17 protein-coding genes are annotated in these 15,946 nt (G+C 39.2%); 2 read left to right on the top strand and 15 right to left on the bottom strand.

Features of this window, described 5'->3' with window-relative positions:
* Together A3IA_RS0111125 and cysK are read left to right on the top strand one after the other, a co-directional pair.
* The coding region (locus tag A3IA_RS0111125) for an IS30 family transposase (protein ID WP_018381401.1) at nucleotides 1–265 on the top strand (265 nt) is incomplete at its 5' end.
* A gap of 127 nt (nucleotides 266–392) precedes the next feature.
* Nucleotides 393–1,319 (top strand): cysteine synthase A, encoded by a 927-nt coding sequence (gene cysK, locus A3IA_RS0111120; RefSeq protein ID WP_018381400.1) that lies wholly within the window; start codon nucleotides 393–395, stop codon nucleotides 1,317–1,319.
* Nucleotides 1,320–1,372: 53 nt separating this feature from the next.
* Here cysK and A3IA_RS0111115 read toward each other — a convergent pair whose 3' ends face one another.
* The 15 genes from A3IA_RS0111115 to A3IA_RS0111045 form a co-directional block, all read right to left on the bottom strand.
* Nucleotides 1,373–1,732: a S1 RNA-binding domain-containing protein gene (locus tag A3IA_RS0111115; protein ID WP_018381399.1), complete on the bottom strand. Its 360-nt coding sequence runs from the start codon at nucleotides 1,730–1,732 to the stop codon at nucleotides 1,373–1,375.
* Nucleotides 1,732–3,132: a Cof-type HAD-IIB family hydrolase gene (locus A3IA_RS0111110; RefSeq protein ID WP_018381398.1), complete on the bottom strand. Its 1,401-nt coding sequence runs from the start codon at nucleotides 3,130–3,132 to the stop codon at nucleotides 1,732–1,734. Before A3IA_RS0111110 ends, A3IA_RS0111115 begins: the two co-directional genes overlap by 1 nt.
* A 48-nt stretch (nucleotides 3,133–3,180) precedes the next feature.
* On the bottom strand, nucleotides 3,181–3,819 hold the full coding sequence (locus A3IA_RS0111105; RefSeq protein WP_018381397.1) for a response regulator transcription factor: 639 nt from the start codon (nucleotides 3,817–3,819) through the stop codon (nucleotides 3,181–3,183).
* A complete protein-coding gene (locus tag A3IA_RS0111100) occupies nucleotides 3,812–4,810 on the bottom strand; it encodes an envelope stress sensor histidine kinase LiaS (RefSeq protein ID WP_018381396.1) in 999 nt (332 codons plus the stop codon). The genes A3IA_RS0111105 and A3IA_RS0111100 overlap by 8 nt, the downstream gene beginning before the upstream one ends.
* Nucleotides 4,807–5,505, bottom strand: coding sequence for a cell wall-active antibiotics response protein LiaF (gene liaF / locus A3IA_RS0111095; protein ID WP_018381395.1), 699 nt, complete (start codon nucleotides 5,503–5,505; stop codon nucleotides 4,807–4,809). Before liaF ends, A3IA_RS0111100 begins: the two co-directional genes overlap by 4 nt.
* 160 nt (nucleotides 5,506–5,665) lie before the next feature.
* Nucleotides 5,666–7,570 carry a Stk1 family PASTA domain-containing Ser/Thr kinase gene (gene pknB, locus A3IA_RS0111090; RefSeq protein ID WP_018381394.1) on the bottom strand — a complete coding sequence of 635 codons (1,905 nt, stop codon included), beginning with the start codon at nucleotides 7,568–7,570 and terminating at the stop codon, nucleotides 5,666–5,668.
* Complete coding sequence (locus tag A3IA_RS0111085; protein WP_018381393.1) at nucleotides 7,570–8,307, bottom strand: Stp1/IreP family PP2C-type Ser/Thr phosphatase; 738 nt, start codon at nucleotides 8,305–8,307, stop codon at nucleotides 7,570–7,572. Before A3IA_RS0111085 ends, pknB begins: the two co-directional genes overlap by 1 nt.
* Before the next feature lie 49 nt (nucleotides 8,308–8,356).
* Entirely contained in the window at nucleotides 8,357–9,679 is a 1,323-nt protein-coding gene (gene rsmB / locus A3IA_RS0111080; RefSeq protein WP_026217687.1) for a 16S rRNA (cytosine(967)-C(5))-methyltransferase RsmB, read from the bottom strand.
* Nucleotides 9,669–10,610, bottom strand: a complete 942-nt coding sequence (gene fmt / locus A3IA_RS0111075; protein ID WP_018381391.1) for a methionyl-tRNA formyltransferase — start codon at nucleotides 10,608–10,610, stop codon at nucleotides 9,669–9,671. Before fmt ends, rsmB begins: the two co-directional genes overlap by 11 nt.
* A 24-nt stretch (nucleotides 10,611–10,634) precedes the next feature.
* On the bottom strand, nucleotides 10,635–13,025 hold the full coding sequence (locus A3IA_RS0111070) for a primosomal protein N' (RefSeq protein WP_018381390.1): 2,391 nt from the start codon (nucleotides 13,023–13,025) through the stop codon (nucleotides 10,635–10,637).
* Between the two features lie 87 nt (nucleotides 13,026–13,112).
* On the bottom strand, nucleotides 13,113–13,430 hold the full coding sequence (rpoZ, locus tag A3IA_RS0111065; protein WP_018381389.1) for a DNA-directed RNA polymerase subunit omega: 318 nt from the start codon (nucleotides 13,428–13,430) through the stop codon (nucleotides 13,113–13,115).
* 25 nt (nucleotides 13,431–13,455) lie between these two features.
* Nucleotides 13,456–14,082 (bottom strand): guanylate kinase, encoded by a 627-nt coding sequence (gmk, locus tag A3IA_RS0111060; RefSeq protein ID WP_018381388.1) that lies wholly within the window; start codon nucleotides 14,080–14,082, stop codon nucleotides 13,456–13,458.
* A 158-nt stretch (nucleotides 14,083–14,240) separates the two neighbouring features.
* Nucleotides 14,241–14,537 (bottom strand): IS66 family insertion sequence element accessory protein TnpB, encoded by a 297-nt coding sequence (gene tnpB, locus A3IA_RS13150; RefSeq protein ID WP_018381387.1) that lies wholly within the window; start codon nucleotides 14,535–14,537, stop codon nucleotides 14,241–14,243.
* Nucleotides 14,518–14,703, bottom strand: coding sequence for a hypothetical protein (locus A3IA_RS0111050; protein ID WP_018381386.1), 186 nt, complete (start codon nucleotides 14,701–14,703; stop codon nucleotides 14,518–14,520). The genes tnpB and A3IA_RS0111050 overlap by 20 nt, the downstream gene beginning before the upstream one ends.
* Before the next feature lie 346 nt (nucleotides 14,704–15,049).
* The coding region (locus A3IA_RS0111045; RefSeq protein ID WP_026217686.1) for a hypothetical protein at nucleotides 15,050–15,946 on the bottom strand (897 nt) is incomplete at its 5' end.

Below are 15,946 nucleotides of genomic sequence, written 5' to 3'. Positions count from 1 at the left end.
TCACTCTATCACGGCTGACAACGGAACGGAATTTAGTCGCTTATCTGAGGTTTTTGACCCTGAGCACATTTACTATGCCCACCCTTATGCCTCTTGGGAGAGAGGNACCAATGAGAACCATAATCGTTTGATTCGACGGTGGTTACCAAAGGGAAGTAAAAATGCGACCCAAAAACAGGTCACATTCATTGAAAATTGGATCAATAACTATCCTAAGAAAGTATTAGATTACAAAACTCCCAGAGAGGTGTTATACGCTGGCTAACTTGGACTTGAATTTTGCCTCTTTCATGATGATACACATTCTTTATCAGTATGATAAGGAATTTGTATTTTACAAGCTTCCAACTAGCCTTTATACTAGTATTCAAAACTGTTGAGGAGCTAGAATTATGACAAAAATTCACAATCATATTACCGAACTCGTTGGGCAAACACCTATTGTCAAACTTAATCGTATCGTTCCAGAAGAGGCTGCAGACGTTTATGTCAAAATTGAAGCTTTTAATCCTGGTTCGTCTGTCAAAGATCGCATTGCTCTTCAAATGATTGAGGATGCTGAGAAAGCTGGAACTCTTAAAGCTGGTGATACCTTTATTGAACCCACTTCTGGAAATACTGGTATCGGCTTGTCTTGGGTCGGTGCTGCTAAGGGGTATAAAGTTGTCATTGTTATGCCTGACACCATGAGTATCGAACGTCGTAAATTAATCCAAGCTTACGGTGCTGAGTTAGTGTTAACACCAGGTATCGAAGGAATGAAAGGGGCTATTGCTAAAGCTAAAGAATTAGCTGATGAGCGCCAAGGCTGGTTACCAATGCAGTTTGCTAATCCTTCAAACCCAAAAGTACATGAAGAACAGACTGGTCAGGAAATCCTCGATGCTTTCGGCGAAACAGGACTTGATGCTTTTGTATCAGGTGTCGGAACAGGAGGAACTATTACTGGTGTTGCTAATGCACTGAAAAAAGCCAATGCTAATGTTGCAATCGTTGCGGTTGAGGCTGATGAATCTGCCGTTCTTTCGGGTGAAAATCCTGGTCCTCATAAAATTCAAGGGATTTCAGCTGGTTTTATCCCTGATACTCTTGATACTAATGCTTACGACCAAATTATCCGCGTTAAATCTGACGATGCTTTAGAAATTGGACGAAAAGTCGGTGAACAAGAAGGCTTCTTAGTCGGTATTTCTTCTGGTGCAGCTGTTTTTGCTGCTATTGAAAAGGCTAAAGAATTAGGAAAAGGAAAAAAAGTTTTAGCAATTCTTCCCGATAATGGTGAGCGCTACCTCTCAACACCACTTTATGATTTCAACTAATAGCAAACGATAAAAAAAGGGGCTACTGCAAGGAAACTGCAGTAAACCCTTTTTTAATCTTCTTTTTTTAAAAAATGTAAACTTTCTTTAATCCATTCTGGCATTTTTTCATCCAAGGGTTTAAAGCCTGTACGATGGCGATTACTTGAGAAACGATGGCGATGTGGCATTTGATGGCGGTCTTCCTCCAAAGTCCTCATTGATAAACTTGCTTTTTGAGTATATTCATCGACATCTAGCACCTGTACAGTAACCTCTTGACCAATTGATAGACATTTGTAAATATTATCAATGAAGCCGGGTTTTATTTCCGAGATGTGAATCAAACCAGTTGTGTCATTTTCTAATTGGACAAAAGCGCCATAAGGTTTAATACCTGTGATTGTTCCCTTAAGCTTATCCCCAATGTTCATCAGTCAACAACCTCGATAGTTTCAATCACCACATCTTCAAGAGGTTTGTCTTGCGCACCTGTTTCAACTGCCGCAATTTTATCTAAGACATCATAAGAAGCTTGATCTACTAATTGACCAAAAACAGTGTGACGACGATCCAAGTGTGGTGTTCCGCCATTTTTAGCATAGTACTCAGCGATTGCTGCTGGCCAACCACCACGGGATAATTCCTTAGCACTGTATGGGAAGTTTACATTTTGAACTACAAAGAACTGACTACCATTTGTATTTGGTCCAGCATTTGCCATCGAAAGTGCACCACGAAGGTTATAGAGTTCTTCTGAAAACTCATCTTCAAAACTTTGACCATAGATTGACTCACCACCCATACCAGTTCCAGTTGGGTCACCACCTTGAATCATGAAATCCTTAATGATACGGTGGAAAATAATCCCATCATAATAACCATCTTTAGCTAAGCCAACAAAGTTCGCCACCGTTTTAGGTGCCTGTTCTGGAAACAATTTAACAACTAAATCACCTTGATTTGTCTTAATAGTTGCAACAGGTCCTTCTACGTTTTCTAAATCTAATTGTGGAAAGTGTATTTCTTTTTCTACCAACCCTAATTCCTCCAAGGCATGTAAAATGCCATCTTCTTCTACATTATTCGTAACATAATCTGCTTTTGCTTTTAATTCTGGAACTGCATTGCCCATAGCAATTTTAAGACCGACATGATCAAACATTTCCATATCATTCGATCCATCACCAAAGAATAAGACATTTTCTGGTTTTAAGCCTTCTTTTTCTAAAACATGATCCAAGCCAGATGCTTTTGAAATCCCTAATTTTACCGTATCTGATGAATGCACGTGCCAAGGTACTAGCCGCACTTGATCCGCCAAATTCTCAGGCAAGACAAGCTCCGAATTGTTCTCGGCAAAAGTCCACATATGGTAAACATCATTGGTTAAATGAAAGTCTGGTTCCACATCTAAGTTCCCATAAACAGGAACCATGGCATTATCAATCAGCTCATTTCGTTCAGAAATAACGGCTTTTTCCTTACCAGCAAATCCGTAGGCAATCCCACTCTCTTGGCACCACGAAACAAATGACTCGACAATCTCTTTGGCTAATGGCAAATTAGCAACTTCATTACCTTTTTTATCAATGACATAAGTTCCGTTAATTGTGACAAAATAATCCGGATCAAGTTGACGAATTTCTGGAACAACACCGTAAATAGCACGACCGCTAGCAATTCCAGTTAAAATCCCTTTTTCTTTTAAAGATTTGAAAACTTTCGCAACCGATTGAGGCATGTATCCCGTATCTTTGATACGCAATGTATCATCAATATCAAAGAAAACTGCCTTAATCTTTTTAGCTTTGTATTTCGTTTTGACGTCCATTCTTTCTCCTTACTAAAAATATTATACTTATTCATTGTATCATAATTTTTAGTCTTCTTGGGGGACCAAATGGTGTCTAAAGGCATAGACAACTGCTTGTGTGCGGTCATCAACTTGAAGTTTGGCTAAAATATTTGAAACATGTGTTTTCACTGTTTTCAATGAAATGTATAATTCATCAGCAATGGTTTGATTATCATAACCCTTGGCTAATAAATGCAAAATGTCTTTTTCTCTAGCAGTTAAATCTTCATGAAGAGCAGGATTTTCATCATGATGCTTCATCTTTTGCTCAACCTCTGTTTCAATAGCCAGCTGGCCTTCAGCAACTTTTCGAATGGCATTGAGAATCTCTGGAGCATTAGAGGTTTTTAGCATATAGCCTTTAGCACCTGCTTGAATAACTGGATAGATTTTCTCATTGTCAAGATAAGACGTCAGAACTAGTATCTTGGCTTCTGACCATTCTTTTAGGATTTGTAAGGTTGCTTCTACCCCATCCATTTCAGGCATGACCAAATCCATAACAATGACATCTGGTCGCAAATCGAGAGCTTTCTTTATCCCCTCTTGTCCATTCCCAGCTTCTCCAATAACTGAAATATCTTGTTGGAGGTTTAAAAAACTTTTTAAGCCCATCCTAACCATCTCATGGTCATCAACTAATAATATCGTTAAATTATTCATCTACTTCTCCTATTAGTGGCAAGACTACTGTCATAGTGACACCTTGATTAGGTGCAGAGATTATCTGAAAAGTACCTGCCATATCTGAAACGCGGTCTTCCATATTTTTCAAGCCATAGCTGATTTTTTTAGCCTCTTCAACATCAAAACCTACACCATTATCAATCATTTTCAACTGAACTGAACTTGATGTCTGATAAAGATAAATATCCAGTTGATTTGCCTTTGAATGCTTTAAGGTGTTGCTAATAAACTCTTGGATAATTCGAAACAGGTGGTCTTCGATTGGCTTGGGTAAGCCTTGTAAATTTTCTTTGAAAGAAACTTGAATCGGACTCTTATCTTTAATTTCCTGTAAAATCATCTCTAAACCTTGTTTGAGAGACTTTCCTTCTAACTCCGTAGGACGCAAATGAAGAAGCATGACGCGCAGATCGTTTTGGGCATTTGTTAAAATATCTTCTGCATTTTTCAATTGCTCTTGAAGTGCTTCTTGACTCATATTAGCAAGGCTGTAGGAAATACCCGATAAAATCATGACTGCTGCAAATAGCTCTTGGCTAACAGTGTCATGTAAATCCCTTGCAATACGCTTTCTTTCTTCCTGTATAATACCTTCCTTTTGAGAAAGGTCCACATTTTCAGTGTTTTGCAACTGCTGAGTTAATGTCATCGTTTTTTCTGACAGTTGATTAATGATTTGTCCCAACTCATCGTCACCAGCTTGTACTGGTTGATTGTGGACAATTCTTCTTAAATTTTTAAAAATGTGGCGATGTGAATTGTAATTGAGTAGGGTTGAAACAAAAAGCAACATGATGGTTAAGGAAATAGTCAACAAGACGATTGAAAAAATAAACTGATTCAATCGTTCAACATCCATAACAACATCCTTTAAGGAAATGGAAAAAGAATCCAAAATCAATGAAACAATAGAAAAAATAATGACCAGAGCATAGAGAAACAGTAACATAATGTGGGATTTTTTCATCGGCTCACCACCTCTGTGTCCCCAGCAAAATTACTAATCACAATTTTGACACTGCGGCTACTGTCTTCATAATCATCACTTCTCAGTTTAATCGTTTCATTTCTCAAATCGTAAGGTGTATCATTAAAAAAAGAAACTGAACCATAAATGGAACTAACTGTTAAACTAACCGAAACGTCAAACGGTACAAGAATTTTTGTCGGCCCATAAACTTTTCGGATAAGGATAACATTATCTTGATTCCTTAAAATAACTTTAGACAAATCAATAGTATCATTGCCACTGATACGAATCACATCGATGTCATCAAAGTAATAAGTATCTGATGTTAAATCCTCTTCTTGTCCAAACCATTGATTACGATATTTTGTTAGGGTTACTGGCCTTGTTTCAAACGATAATTCAGCCAATCGATTACTCTTTTGAACTTGTGAAAAATGATTGATCACGATATAAATCAAACCAACTATCATTGCTAAAATAATAAAGGGATTGAGCATTATAATCAAGAAAAATATCAGTAAACATGCTGTTAAAACAAAATTAATCTTATCCGTATTGTTATAAAATTTAAGAACTAATAAAGTTAAGATGAAGATTACTATGAATCGTGGCACATCATCTGATAAAATGGTCATCATCGCTAGGAGCAATAAAATAGCTTCAACGATTAAAAAAAATTGAAATTTACGCATAAAACCTCACCGTTATCACTATGATTAAGTTTACCACAAGTTTCAGCAGAGAACATCAGCCTAAAGACTTACAAAAAAGTATTTCCCACTTAGCAAAGTTACTAATCAGGGAAATACTTCTATTTTTTTTATCATTTTAGAATCTGAAACGACTTCTTAATCAAGGATTATCGCCAGATGATTCTGTTTTACTACTATCCTCAGAATTATCCGTCGAGGAATGACTTGAACTTGATGAACTGCTAGAAGTGCTTGTCTCCGGTTGGCTTGTCATGCTAGTACTCGTATCACTTGATGATGAGGCACTGCTTGCTGTTGATGGCTCTGGATTACTCAAATATAGCGTCACAACTTCTCCAGAAGAGAGGTCTACTAAAGTACCCGCATATGGATATTGAGCGTAGACAGTCGCTGAAGAAGAAGGTCTAGCCGAATCTGTCTGAATCTGTGAAGATTTAAAGCCCAAATCTAACAGAGTATTTTTAGCATCTGAATAACTATAACCAACCAAGGCTGGCATAGTTACAGTAGCTGAAGTCGCAACTTCAAAGATGATTGTATCATCTCCAGAAGGATTGAAGCTTTCCCCGGCTTTCGGAGTCTGGCTAATAATTTCACCAGGTTTGTACTCATCACTTAAGACTTCTTTTTTTATGATTTGCTTCTTAGAAAGGCCATAATTTTCTGTTAAATCTTTAACAGCATCTCTGTAAGTCATCCCAGTATAATCTGTCATATCAAAGCGTTCTGTCCCTTTTGAAACTGTTAAATTAATTTCGCTACCTTCTTTTTTGGTAGCTCCTGCTTTAGGGGTTGTAGAGATAATTCTCCCTTCTTTGACGGTCTCACTTTCTTTGCGTGACACACTGCCAACTGTTAAACCAGCTTCTTCAAGGGTTGATTGCGCTTCTTTTATTGTTTGACCAGAAACATCTGGTACTACTATGCTGTCATTGCTACTTGACATGACAAAGTAAGCAACCCCAACTACCAGTATAACAATAGCCAAAATAAGCCATCTGAACAGGCGTCGCCAAAGTGGTCTTTTCGACTTTTTACTTGTCTTATGATTTGGTTTTGGACTTACCTTCTTAGAAGTTTCTTTTGCCTTTACTTCCTTGGTAGACTCTGGTGCTATAACTGGTTTAGGAGTCTCTTTAACAGGGGCTGGCTCAATCTTAGGTAATGTTTTAGTATCCGTCGAATCTTGGAAAACTAGCTTTCGTTCACGCGATCTACGAGGATCTAGAGCGGTGCCCAAGTCTTGATACATGTCTGTTGTTGAGACATAACGATCTCCTAGTTTTTTAGCAGTCGCCTTAATCACAACATTTTCTAAAGCTTGCGGAACATTTCGATTTTCAAAAATAATTGAAGGCAGTGGTTTTTGGAAATGCTGAAGCGCAATGGTTACCGCACTATCCCCATCAAAAGGAATGTGGCAAGTAAGCATTTCAAACAACATGATCCCCATGGCATAGATGTCACTTTGAATCGTTGCTTTTGAACCACGTGCCTGCTCCGGTGATAGGTAGTGCACACTCCCCAACATAGAATTAGTTTGTGTCAGACTGGTTTCTGCAAAGGCAACCGCAATACCAAAGTCGGTAACCTTAGCCACACCATCTTTTGTTAAAAGAACGTTCTGTGGTTTCAAATCACGGTGAACAATTCCTTTTTGATGGGCTAACTGCATGGCAGATAGCACCTCACTCATAATGCGAACTGTCTCAGCATTTGATAACGGAGCGTGATCTTGAATGTATTTTTTTAAATCTGGGCCATTAACGTACTCCATTGCAAGAAATTGTTGCCCGTCTTCTTCGCCAATGTCACGGATAGCAACAATATTGGGATGGCTCAATTCAGCCATCGCACGCGCTTCTCGTTGGAAGCGAGCAACAGCAATCTGGTCCGTTTGATAATTAGTTCGAAGCACCTTAATCGCGACCTCTTCGTTATCTAAAATCAAATCATGTGCCAAATAAACATCAGCCATACCACCGCGACCGATGGATTTAAGAATACGATAACGCCCAGCAAATAATTTGCCGATTTGGATCATTAAGCATCCTCCTCGTTATAGGCAATCAAGACAACTGTGATATTGTCCAGTCCACCTGCTTGGTTTGCCGCATCAACCAGATTTTCTACTTTTTCTTGTACCGTTTTTTCTGATAAGATAATCTCTAATTTCTGCTGACGACTAACCATGTTTGATAAGCCGTCGCTATTAACCAAGATAAAATCACCACTTTGGAGCGGTTGAATGCCCAAATCAATATCTAAAGGTGACGCTTGACCAATGGATTGTGTAATAACATTCTTTTGAGGGTGAACAGCAGCCTCTTCCTCAGTCAACTGCCCAGCCTTAACTAATTCATTAACTAAAGAATGGTCACTGGTCAACTGTTTATATTGTCCATCGCGAATTAGAGCAATACGAGAATCACCAACGTGAGCATATAAAACGACATCTTTGATAAATGCCAATACCTCAATCGTTGTCCCCATGCCACTAAATTCTTCAGAAGTCCCTAGAGCATGAATTTTTTGATTCTCAGATTCAATTGTTACTAGCATCCAGTCACGGATTTGATTAACATCAGTGTAATCTGTCGCTGCCCATTGATTTCCTAAATCTGTAACAGCCATCTCACTAGCAATATTTCCAGCGCGATGTCCACCCATGCCATCAGCTAAAACGACAAGTGTAATATCGCTCTGATTTTTGTATTGATTTACAAAATCTTGATTATTGGAACGTTTCTTTCCAATATCTGTTAAAAGTGAAATTTCCATAATCTGTATGTCTTTTCTGACGAATGCCAGCTTTCCTCCTATTAAGTCACTAGGCTTTCTTACGCAGTTGCGCGATGAAAAAGCCATCTGTCTGATATTGTTCTGGTGTGATTAAAAGACAACCATCTACTACAATATCTTTTTTGTCGTGATCTAAAGCTACTTGTTCAAAATCAGGATGACTTGCCAAAAAAGCCTTGATGACGTCTTGGTTTTCTTCCTTGAAAATAGTGCAAGTACTATAGGTCATTATACCACCTTTTCGTAAGGTTTGACAAACGCTAGACAGAATCTCTAACTGGATTGCCTGTAAACTAGCAAAATCCTGAAGATCTTTGTTGTATTTAATATCTGGCTTGCGACGGATAAGCCCAATTCCAGAACAAGGTGCATCAACTAATATTTTGTCAAAACTTTCTGCAGGAAAGGCATCAGCCACTTGTCTGGCGTCCAATTTTCTGGTATCAATCCTAGCAGCTAGTCCTAGTCTTTTGGCATTTTCTTGAATGAGAGCTAATTTATGGTCATATAAATCAAGTGCGGTAATTTTTCCAGACGTCAAGTAAGAAGCCATATGCACTGTTTTACCCCCAGGAGCCGCACAGGCATCCAAAATCGTTTCTGAACCTTGAATATCAAGAGTTGGGGCTACTAATTGGCTGGTCTCATCTTGAATGGTAATGTCACCGTTTTTAAAAGCCACACTAGAAGCAAAACGCCCTGATGATTTGGTTAAGCCAACTGGGGATAGTTGCGAATAATCTGCTTGAAAGTTATCCTTGAACTCTTCTAGACGACTGGCGTCTGTAACACGAATACTAGCTTTATTTCGCTCAAAGAGACTTTCAAAAATAGCTTCCGCTCTTTCTTGACCATATTGTTCAATCAGTTTTTTAACCAGCCAAACAGGCAGTGAATACTTAACTGAATAACGCTTATTGATACGTTTAATGACCTCAATATTCGGCAAAGTTTTAGAAGTCAGTCTACGAAGAACGGCATTGACTAACTTCTCAGCTCCTTTTTTATTTCCTCGATTTTTAGCAATACGAACCGCATCATTGACTACCGCATGAGCCGGTAGTTTATCTAGATAAATCAACTGGTAGGCACTGAGCATGAGCAAATCATAAACCCAGGGTTCCAACTTGTCTCTGTCTGCAATGAAATGCGCCAGATACCATTCCAATGTAATCTTGCGTGAAACTGTTCCATAGACAATCTCAGTGATTAAGCTCTTGTCTCTATCATCATACTGACGCTTGTTCAGTAGGGTATTGAGGGCAATATTTGAATAGGCATCTTCATGAAAGACTTTCTCGAGAGTAAGCAGAGCGCCACCACGTGCCATTTTTTTCCAATCATTCGCCAAAGCTATCACCAACTTCTAAGTCACGTCCAAGACCATTTAGAAAATCTGAAATAGCCATCTGTGGTTTACCAAAAGGTTGAACACGCCGCAATGAAAGGGCACCATCACCTGTCGCAACTACTAATGATTTCTTAGTTTTTTCGATGATTTGTCCTGGTTGCCCATGTCCTTCAACCAGTTCAACCTCATAAATCTTGAACCGTTTGTCATTCCAAATGGTATGAGCAATGGGCCAGGGATTTAAGCCACGAACAAGGTTGAAAATGTCACGATTAGATTTTATCCAATCAATTCGTTCTTCTTCTGCTGAAATATTAGGCGAAAAAGTAGCTTGTGATTCATCTTGAGGTTCTGGTGTGATATTGCCAGCTATATACTCAGGGAGTGTTTTCAAGAGCAAATCACGTCCAAGCACTGCTAATTTATCAAACATGGTTCCCAAGTTATCTTCATCTGTGATAGGAATAGAAGCCTTAGCAATCATATCGCCCGCATCCATCTGACGAACCATTTCCATAATCGTAATCCCTGCTTCTTTTTCACCATTGATAATAGCGTACTGAATGGGTGCACCTCCGCGATATTTGGGCAGAAGAGACCCGTGAACATTGACTGCAAAGTCAACCGAATCCAAAAGTTTTCCTGGTAAAAATTGACCAAAAGCAGCTGTCACAATACCATCTGCACCAAGAGCCATAATATCTGACATCTCTTGACTTCCAGAGAGTTTTTCCGGTTGGAGGACAGAAAGATGATTTTCCAAAGCAACTTTCTTAACAGGTGTCATTTGGATTTCTTTTTTTCGGCCAACGGCACGATCAGGCTGGGTCACAACGGCTAAAATATCATAGGAGCCATCATCAATGATCCCTTTCAAAACAGTTGCCGCCAAATCAGGTGTCCCCATAAAAATTAATTTTGGTTTTGTCATGTCATTCTCCTTACATAAGGGCTTTTACATCATATTTTGTGGTTCATTATCAATTGTAACACGAAGCTCTTTGTTTTCTGGTTTTTGGGTCCATTCTAACAGTGCGTTGAGTGCTGTTTCCAGATGTTTCTCAAAGCGGTACTTGATAATGATTTGATAGTGGAATTTATTGTGCGTACGAGCGATGGGCTTTGGAGTTGGTCCTAAGAACCTGACTTGTTCTGATAGATGCCCTTTCAAGCCCTTTAAGACATCATAGGCTTTCCGAACCGCCTCTTGCTCTTCTTGGTGAGAGAGGGTAATTCCCACCGTATAGTAATATGGCGGATACCCCATTTTCTGGCGAAGTTGCATTTCATACTCGTAAAAACCTTCAAAATCTTGTTTTTGAGCGAACCGAATCGCATAATGTTCAGGGTTATAAGTCTGCACCAAGACCTCTCCTGCCTTGTCAGCTCTGCCAGCCCTACCCGCTACCTGCGTTAGGAGTTGAAACGTTCTCTCACTAGCACGAAAATCCGGTAGATTGAGCGAGGTATCTGCATTTAAAACACCGACAAGAGTCACATTAGGAAAATCCAGTCCTTTAGCAATCATCTGGGTCCCTAGTAGAATATCCGCCTCATGGTTGCCAAAAGCCTTCAGAAGGCTCTCGTGGGCACCCTTACGACGCGTGGTATCCACATCCATTCGTAGAATCCGAGCTTCTGATAAAAGCTCGTGCAACTCATCATAGGCTTTCTGAGTTCCAGTGCCATAATAGCGGATACTTTTACTCTGACAGGACGGACATTCTCGTGGAATAGCCTTTTGAAAGTCACAATAGTGGCAATTCATCGTTTTTGTGTCCATATGAAGCGTCAATGAAATGTCACAGTTAGGGCATTCATCCACATAACCACATTCACGGCACATGACAAAACTTGAGTAACCACGGCGGTTGAGCATGAGTACGACCTGCTCTTTTTTCGCTAATTTTTCTTGAATTTTCTCCAACAACAGCGGTGTAAAGTTACTAGTCTCTTGCTGACCGATATAATCTCTAAAATCTACAATTTCTACTTTAGGAATATTAGCCTCTGGATTAGCCCGCTCTGTAAGTTGTAAAAAATGATAAACACCCTTACTAGCTCGCGCGCGTGTTTCGATAGAAGGTGTTGCTGAACCAAGCACTAGAGCTGCTCCATGACTCTTAGCTCTTAGAAGCGCTACATCTCTAGCATGATAGCGTGGATTGGACTCCTGCTTATAGGTTGCTTCATGCTCTTCATCAATAATGATGGCACCAATATTTTCAAGCGGAACAAAGATAGCCGACCTCGCCCCAACAACAACTCTAGCTTGACCTGACTTAATCTTACGCCATTCATCAAATTTCTCACCGTCAGAAAGTCCTGAATGCATAATAGCCACTTGTTTACCAAATCGTGAAATAAAGCGATGTGTCATCTGAGGGGTCAATGAAATCTCAGGAACGAGAACGATAGCTGTCTTTTCAGATTTGAGAACGCGGTCAATAACATGCAAGTAAACTTCTGTTTTTCCAGAACCTGTGATCCCTTCTAGAAGAAATGGCTTGGCGTTTTTTTGTCCAATGGAGTTGGAAATAGCTTCAACAGCGCAAGCTTGTTCCTCATTAAGAGGAAGAAAACCGCTACTTTCAACCGAGGCAAAATAAGCGGCAGATCGTTCTACTTCTTCTTGACGCTCAATGAGGGCACCCGCCTGAATGAAAAACTGAACAACTTCTCTTGAGTACTTTTTATTAAGTTCACTAGCTTTTATAGAAAATGGAACTTCCTGTGATAAGAGCCACTCCTTAGCTTCCTGACGCTTTTTAGCACGATTAGAAATCTCCAAGTCAGACAAAACTAACTTATCTAAATCTAGGTATTTCTCTGTCTTGATTTTCTTTTTATCATTCGCCACATAATCAACCAAAATTTGTTTGGTTACAATGAAACGATTAACGGCTTTTCGTTTTTCCACCGGAATATCCGAATAAGAAAGGCTAGAAGAATCCCCAAAAATCGCTTTTTTGTCATCTGCCAACATGTCATCGCTAGGTTTTAAGCGTTTATCATATTGCGAATTAAGTAGACTAGGAATCATGCTTTTTAGCAAGGTGATTTTGTAAGAAAAAACAGTCTTTCGCATATGATCAGCTAACTGTAGCTGTTCGTCATTTAGAACTGGTTCCAAATCAAGCACATCAGCAATAGATTTTAGTCCTTGATTGTCAGTATTTTCTTCAATTGAAATGACAAAACCTTGTAAAAGCCGATTGCCTTTTCCAAAGGGGACATGAACTCTTGACCCAACACGTATCAGTTCCTCAAAGGTTTCAGGTATTGAATAAGTAAAAGGTTTATCTGTTTGCATCAAAGGCACATCAACAATGATTTTAGCTTGCATATGTCTCCTTCTAGTTAGATTGTCAAAAGTCATAGTTTTTTTCTGTATGACTCTGAAAATTGAAAAAAGCTAAGATTGCAACCAACCTTAGACTTTTTGCCCTTCTTCTTGTTCTTCTTTTGCGATTTGTTCTTTAATTTTACGTTCTTCTTCTTCCTTTGCAAGACGCTCAACTTCTGCTTTACGACGAACAGACTCACGTTTTGCAACTGGATCTGGATGAATGGTTACATATCCCGCTTCAATTTCTTCCAATGCACGAAGTGTTGATTTTTCAGACTTGAATTCTTTAGTTGCTTTTGCTCCAGCTTCTAATTCGTGGGCACGTTTAGCTTGTAGAATAACCAAAGAATACTTTGAAGGGACTTTGTCCAATAATTTATCAATAGAAGGTTTTAACATCATAAGCGTTTTTTCTCTTTTCTAAATCCTATTTGCTTGCACTTGTCTTTGCAATCATCTTATCGTAGCGACCAATGACACGTTCCACACGGAAATGCTCCGCTTCGATGATACGCTTAACGCGCTCCGCAGCAAGTGGTACTTCATCGTTAACAACAGCGTAGTCGTACTCGCGCATAAGGGCTATCTCTTCACGTGCACGCTCGATACGGCGTGCAATGACTTCTTGGCTATCAGTTCCGCGACCAACTAGACGATCTTCCAACTCTTCCAGATCTGGAGGAGTTAGGAAAACAAAGACGCCATCTGGTACTTTTTGCTTAACTTGGATTGCTCCTTGAACTTCAATCTCAAGGAAAACATCAATTCCTTTATCTAAAGTTTCATTGACATACGTGAGTGGCGTTCCATAGTAATTACCAACGTACTCCGCATATTCTAACATTTGCCCTTGACGAATAAGTTCTTCAAATTCTTCACGGGTTCTAAAGAAATAATCAACACCATCAACTTCTCCAGGTCTTTGAGGGCGTGTCGTCATAGACACTGAGTATTCAAACTTATGATCTGGCGTCGAAAAAATTTCTTGTCTAACTGTTCCTTTTCCAACACCTGACGGTCCAGAAAAAACAATTAACAAACCACGTTCAGGCATGATGTTCTCCTTAAAAGTATTTTCTATCTATTATACCAAATAGGTCAGATATTTCAAGTCAATTGAGTAGCTTATCATACCATATACATGAAAAGTTTTCCACCCCTCTTTGTGACTTAGACCATTTTTTAACCAGTTAAAGGGAGACTTTTCAAAGGCTATTTCCTAGTTCCTAAATAACTGTGTAAATACTCAGCCAAATGAACAAAAATATAGCGTTGTTTGCGGTGATCATTCAGTCTTTCTTTGAAAATTGAATGACTTTCGTAAGCACCCCAATAGAGAGCCTTGAAACGGTCTTTGCGTCCATCACAGAAGAGAAAGACCTGACTTGAGAAAAGATCCAAGGCAAATTGACGTTTAACAAGATAAGCGAGCGAGTCAATACCTTGTCTCATATCCGTTTTCCCACAAACCAAATAGACTTGCCCTAAATCACTGAGTTGAATGGTCATAGAGCACTACCTTATCTAAAATAGTTTCCAGTGTTTCTTGATGAAGAGATTGGAACAAGCTTAGTTCAACTTTTCCAATACGCATTTTCAGCACCATCTCGTTTTTGTTTTTCTTATCAAAACGACGAGATTGTGGCGTTTCCAAAGGAACGATAGGTTGTGACATCACAATAACCTCCAATTCTGTTTTCTACTAACAGTATACTGGAGAACTACTGACAATCTCGGTAGATACCTCGTTATGGAGTGCTTACTGGGCGCTTACTGACTTTCAAGAAATAAAGATACAGTTTCTGTATGGCATAGGACTTTTACAATGCAAACAAAAAGGCAATCACAAGTGACTTCTACGAAATCACATGCGATCACCTCTATACATCGTCTCATTCGAGCTCATTACGCATAATCAAGTCTATGCTTATATGAAAAGACAACAGTTTTCTGTACAAATAGTCAGCATAGAAATACAGAACCATTCTTACCTGCTACATTTTACAGCGAAATGTAATGATTCATTTTTCTTTCTTTAATGCCTTCAATCCCAAAATACTTCCTAAAATGAATATTGGAGTCATAATGCAATAATAAACAGCACTTTGCGAATAAGAAGCTTTTACCTCCTTTTTGCTTTTTGCTTTAACAAACTTAGTCAATTTGGTTTGAGTTCGGTTCTTTCTAGCTACTTTATTATTGTTCATCTCGTAATTTGTCTCAGATGGACTTTTCGTATCAACACGATTTTCTTTTTTAAAGGAAATCACTTGTGCATTAGAACTATCATCACCCTTTGGTGGCAGAGAGACCAACTCAGTTTTAGAGCTTACTTCTGCAGTTGGTTGGACGGGAGTAACACTTGGAGATTGGACAACTACTTCACTTTTAGCATCAATCGCTACGTTTGAATCCTTAACATCCGTCAATGGGGTGTCTGGTGTTAAATCAGTCTTAGTTCCTGTTTCTGTATCTGGTTGCTCTGGAGTAACAATAGGAGATTGGACAACTACTTCGCTTTTAGCACCAACGGTTACAGTGGAAACATTACCATCTTTCAAAGATGAATCTGGCATCAACTCAGCCTTAGTTCCTGCCTCTGTAGTTGGTCGGACGGGAGTAACACTTGGAGATTGAGAAACTACTTCGCTTTTAGCACCAACGGTTACAGTGGAAACATTACCATCTTTCAAAGATGAATCTGGTATCAACTCAGCCTTAGTTCCTGCCTCTGCAGCTGGTTGGACAGGAGTAACACTTGGAGATTGGACAACTACTTCACTTTTAGCATCAATCGCTACGTTTGAATCCTTAACATCCGTCAATAGGGTGTCTGGTGTTAAATCAGTCTTAGTTCCTGTTGCTGCATCTGGTTGCTCTGGAGTAACTATAGGAGATTGAGGAACTACTTCACTTTT

The sequence above is a fragment of the Streptococcus thoraltensis DSM 12221 genome, from assembly GCF_000380145.1.
Lineage (GTDB): Bacteria > Bacillota > Bacilli > Lactobacillales > Streptococcaceae > Streptococcus > Streptococcus thoraltensis.
Note: the sequence above shows the minus strand (reverse complement) of the source record. Positions and strands in the feature narration are given on the sequence as shown.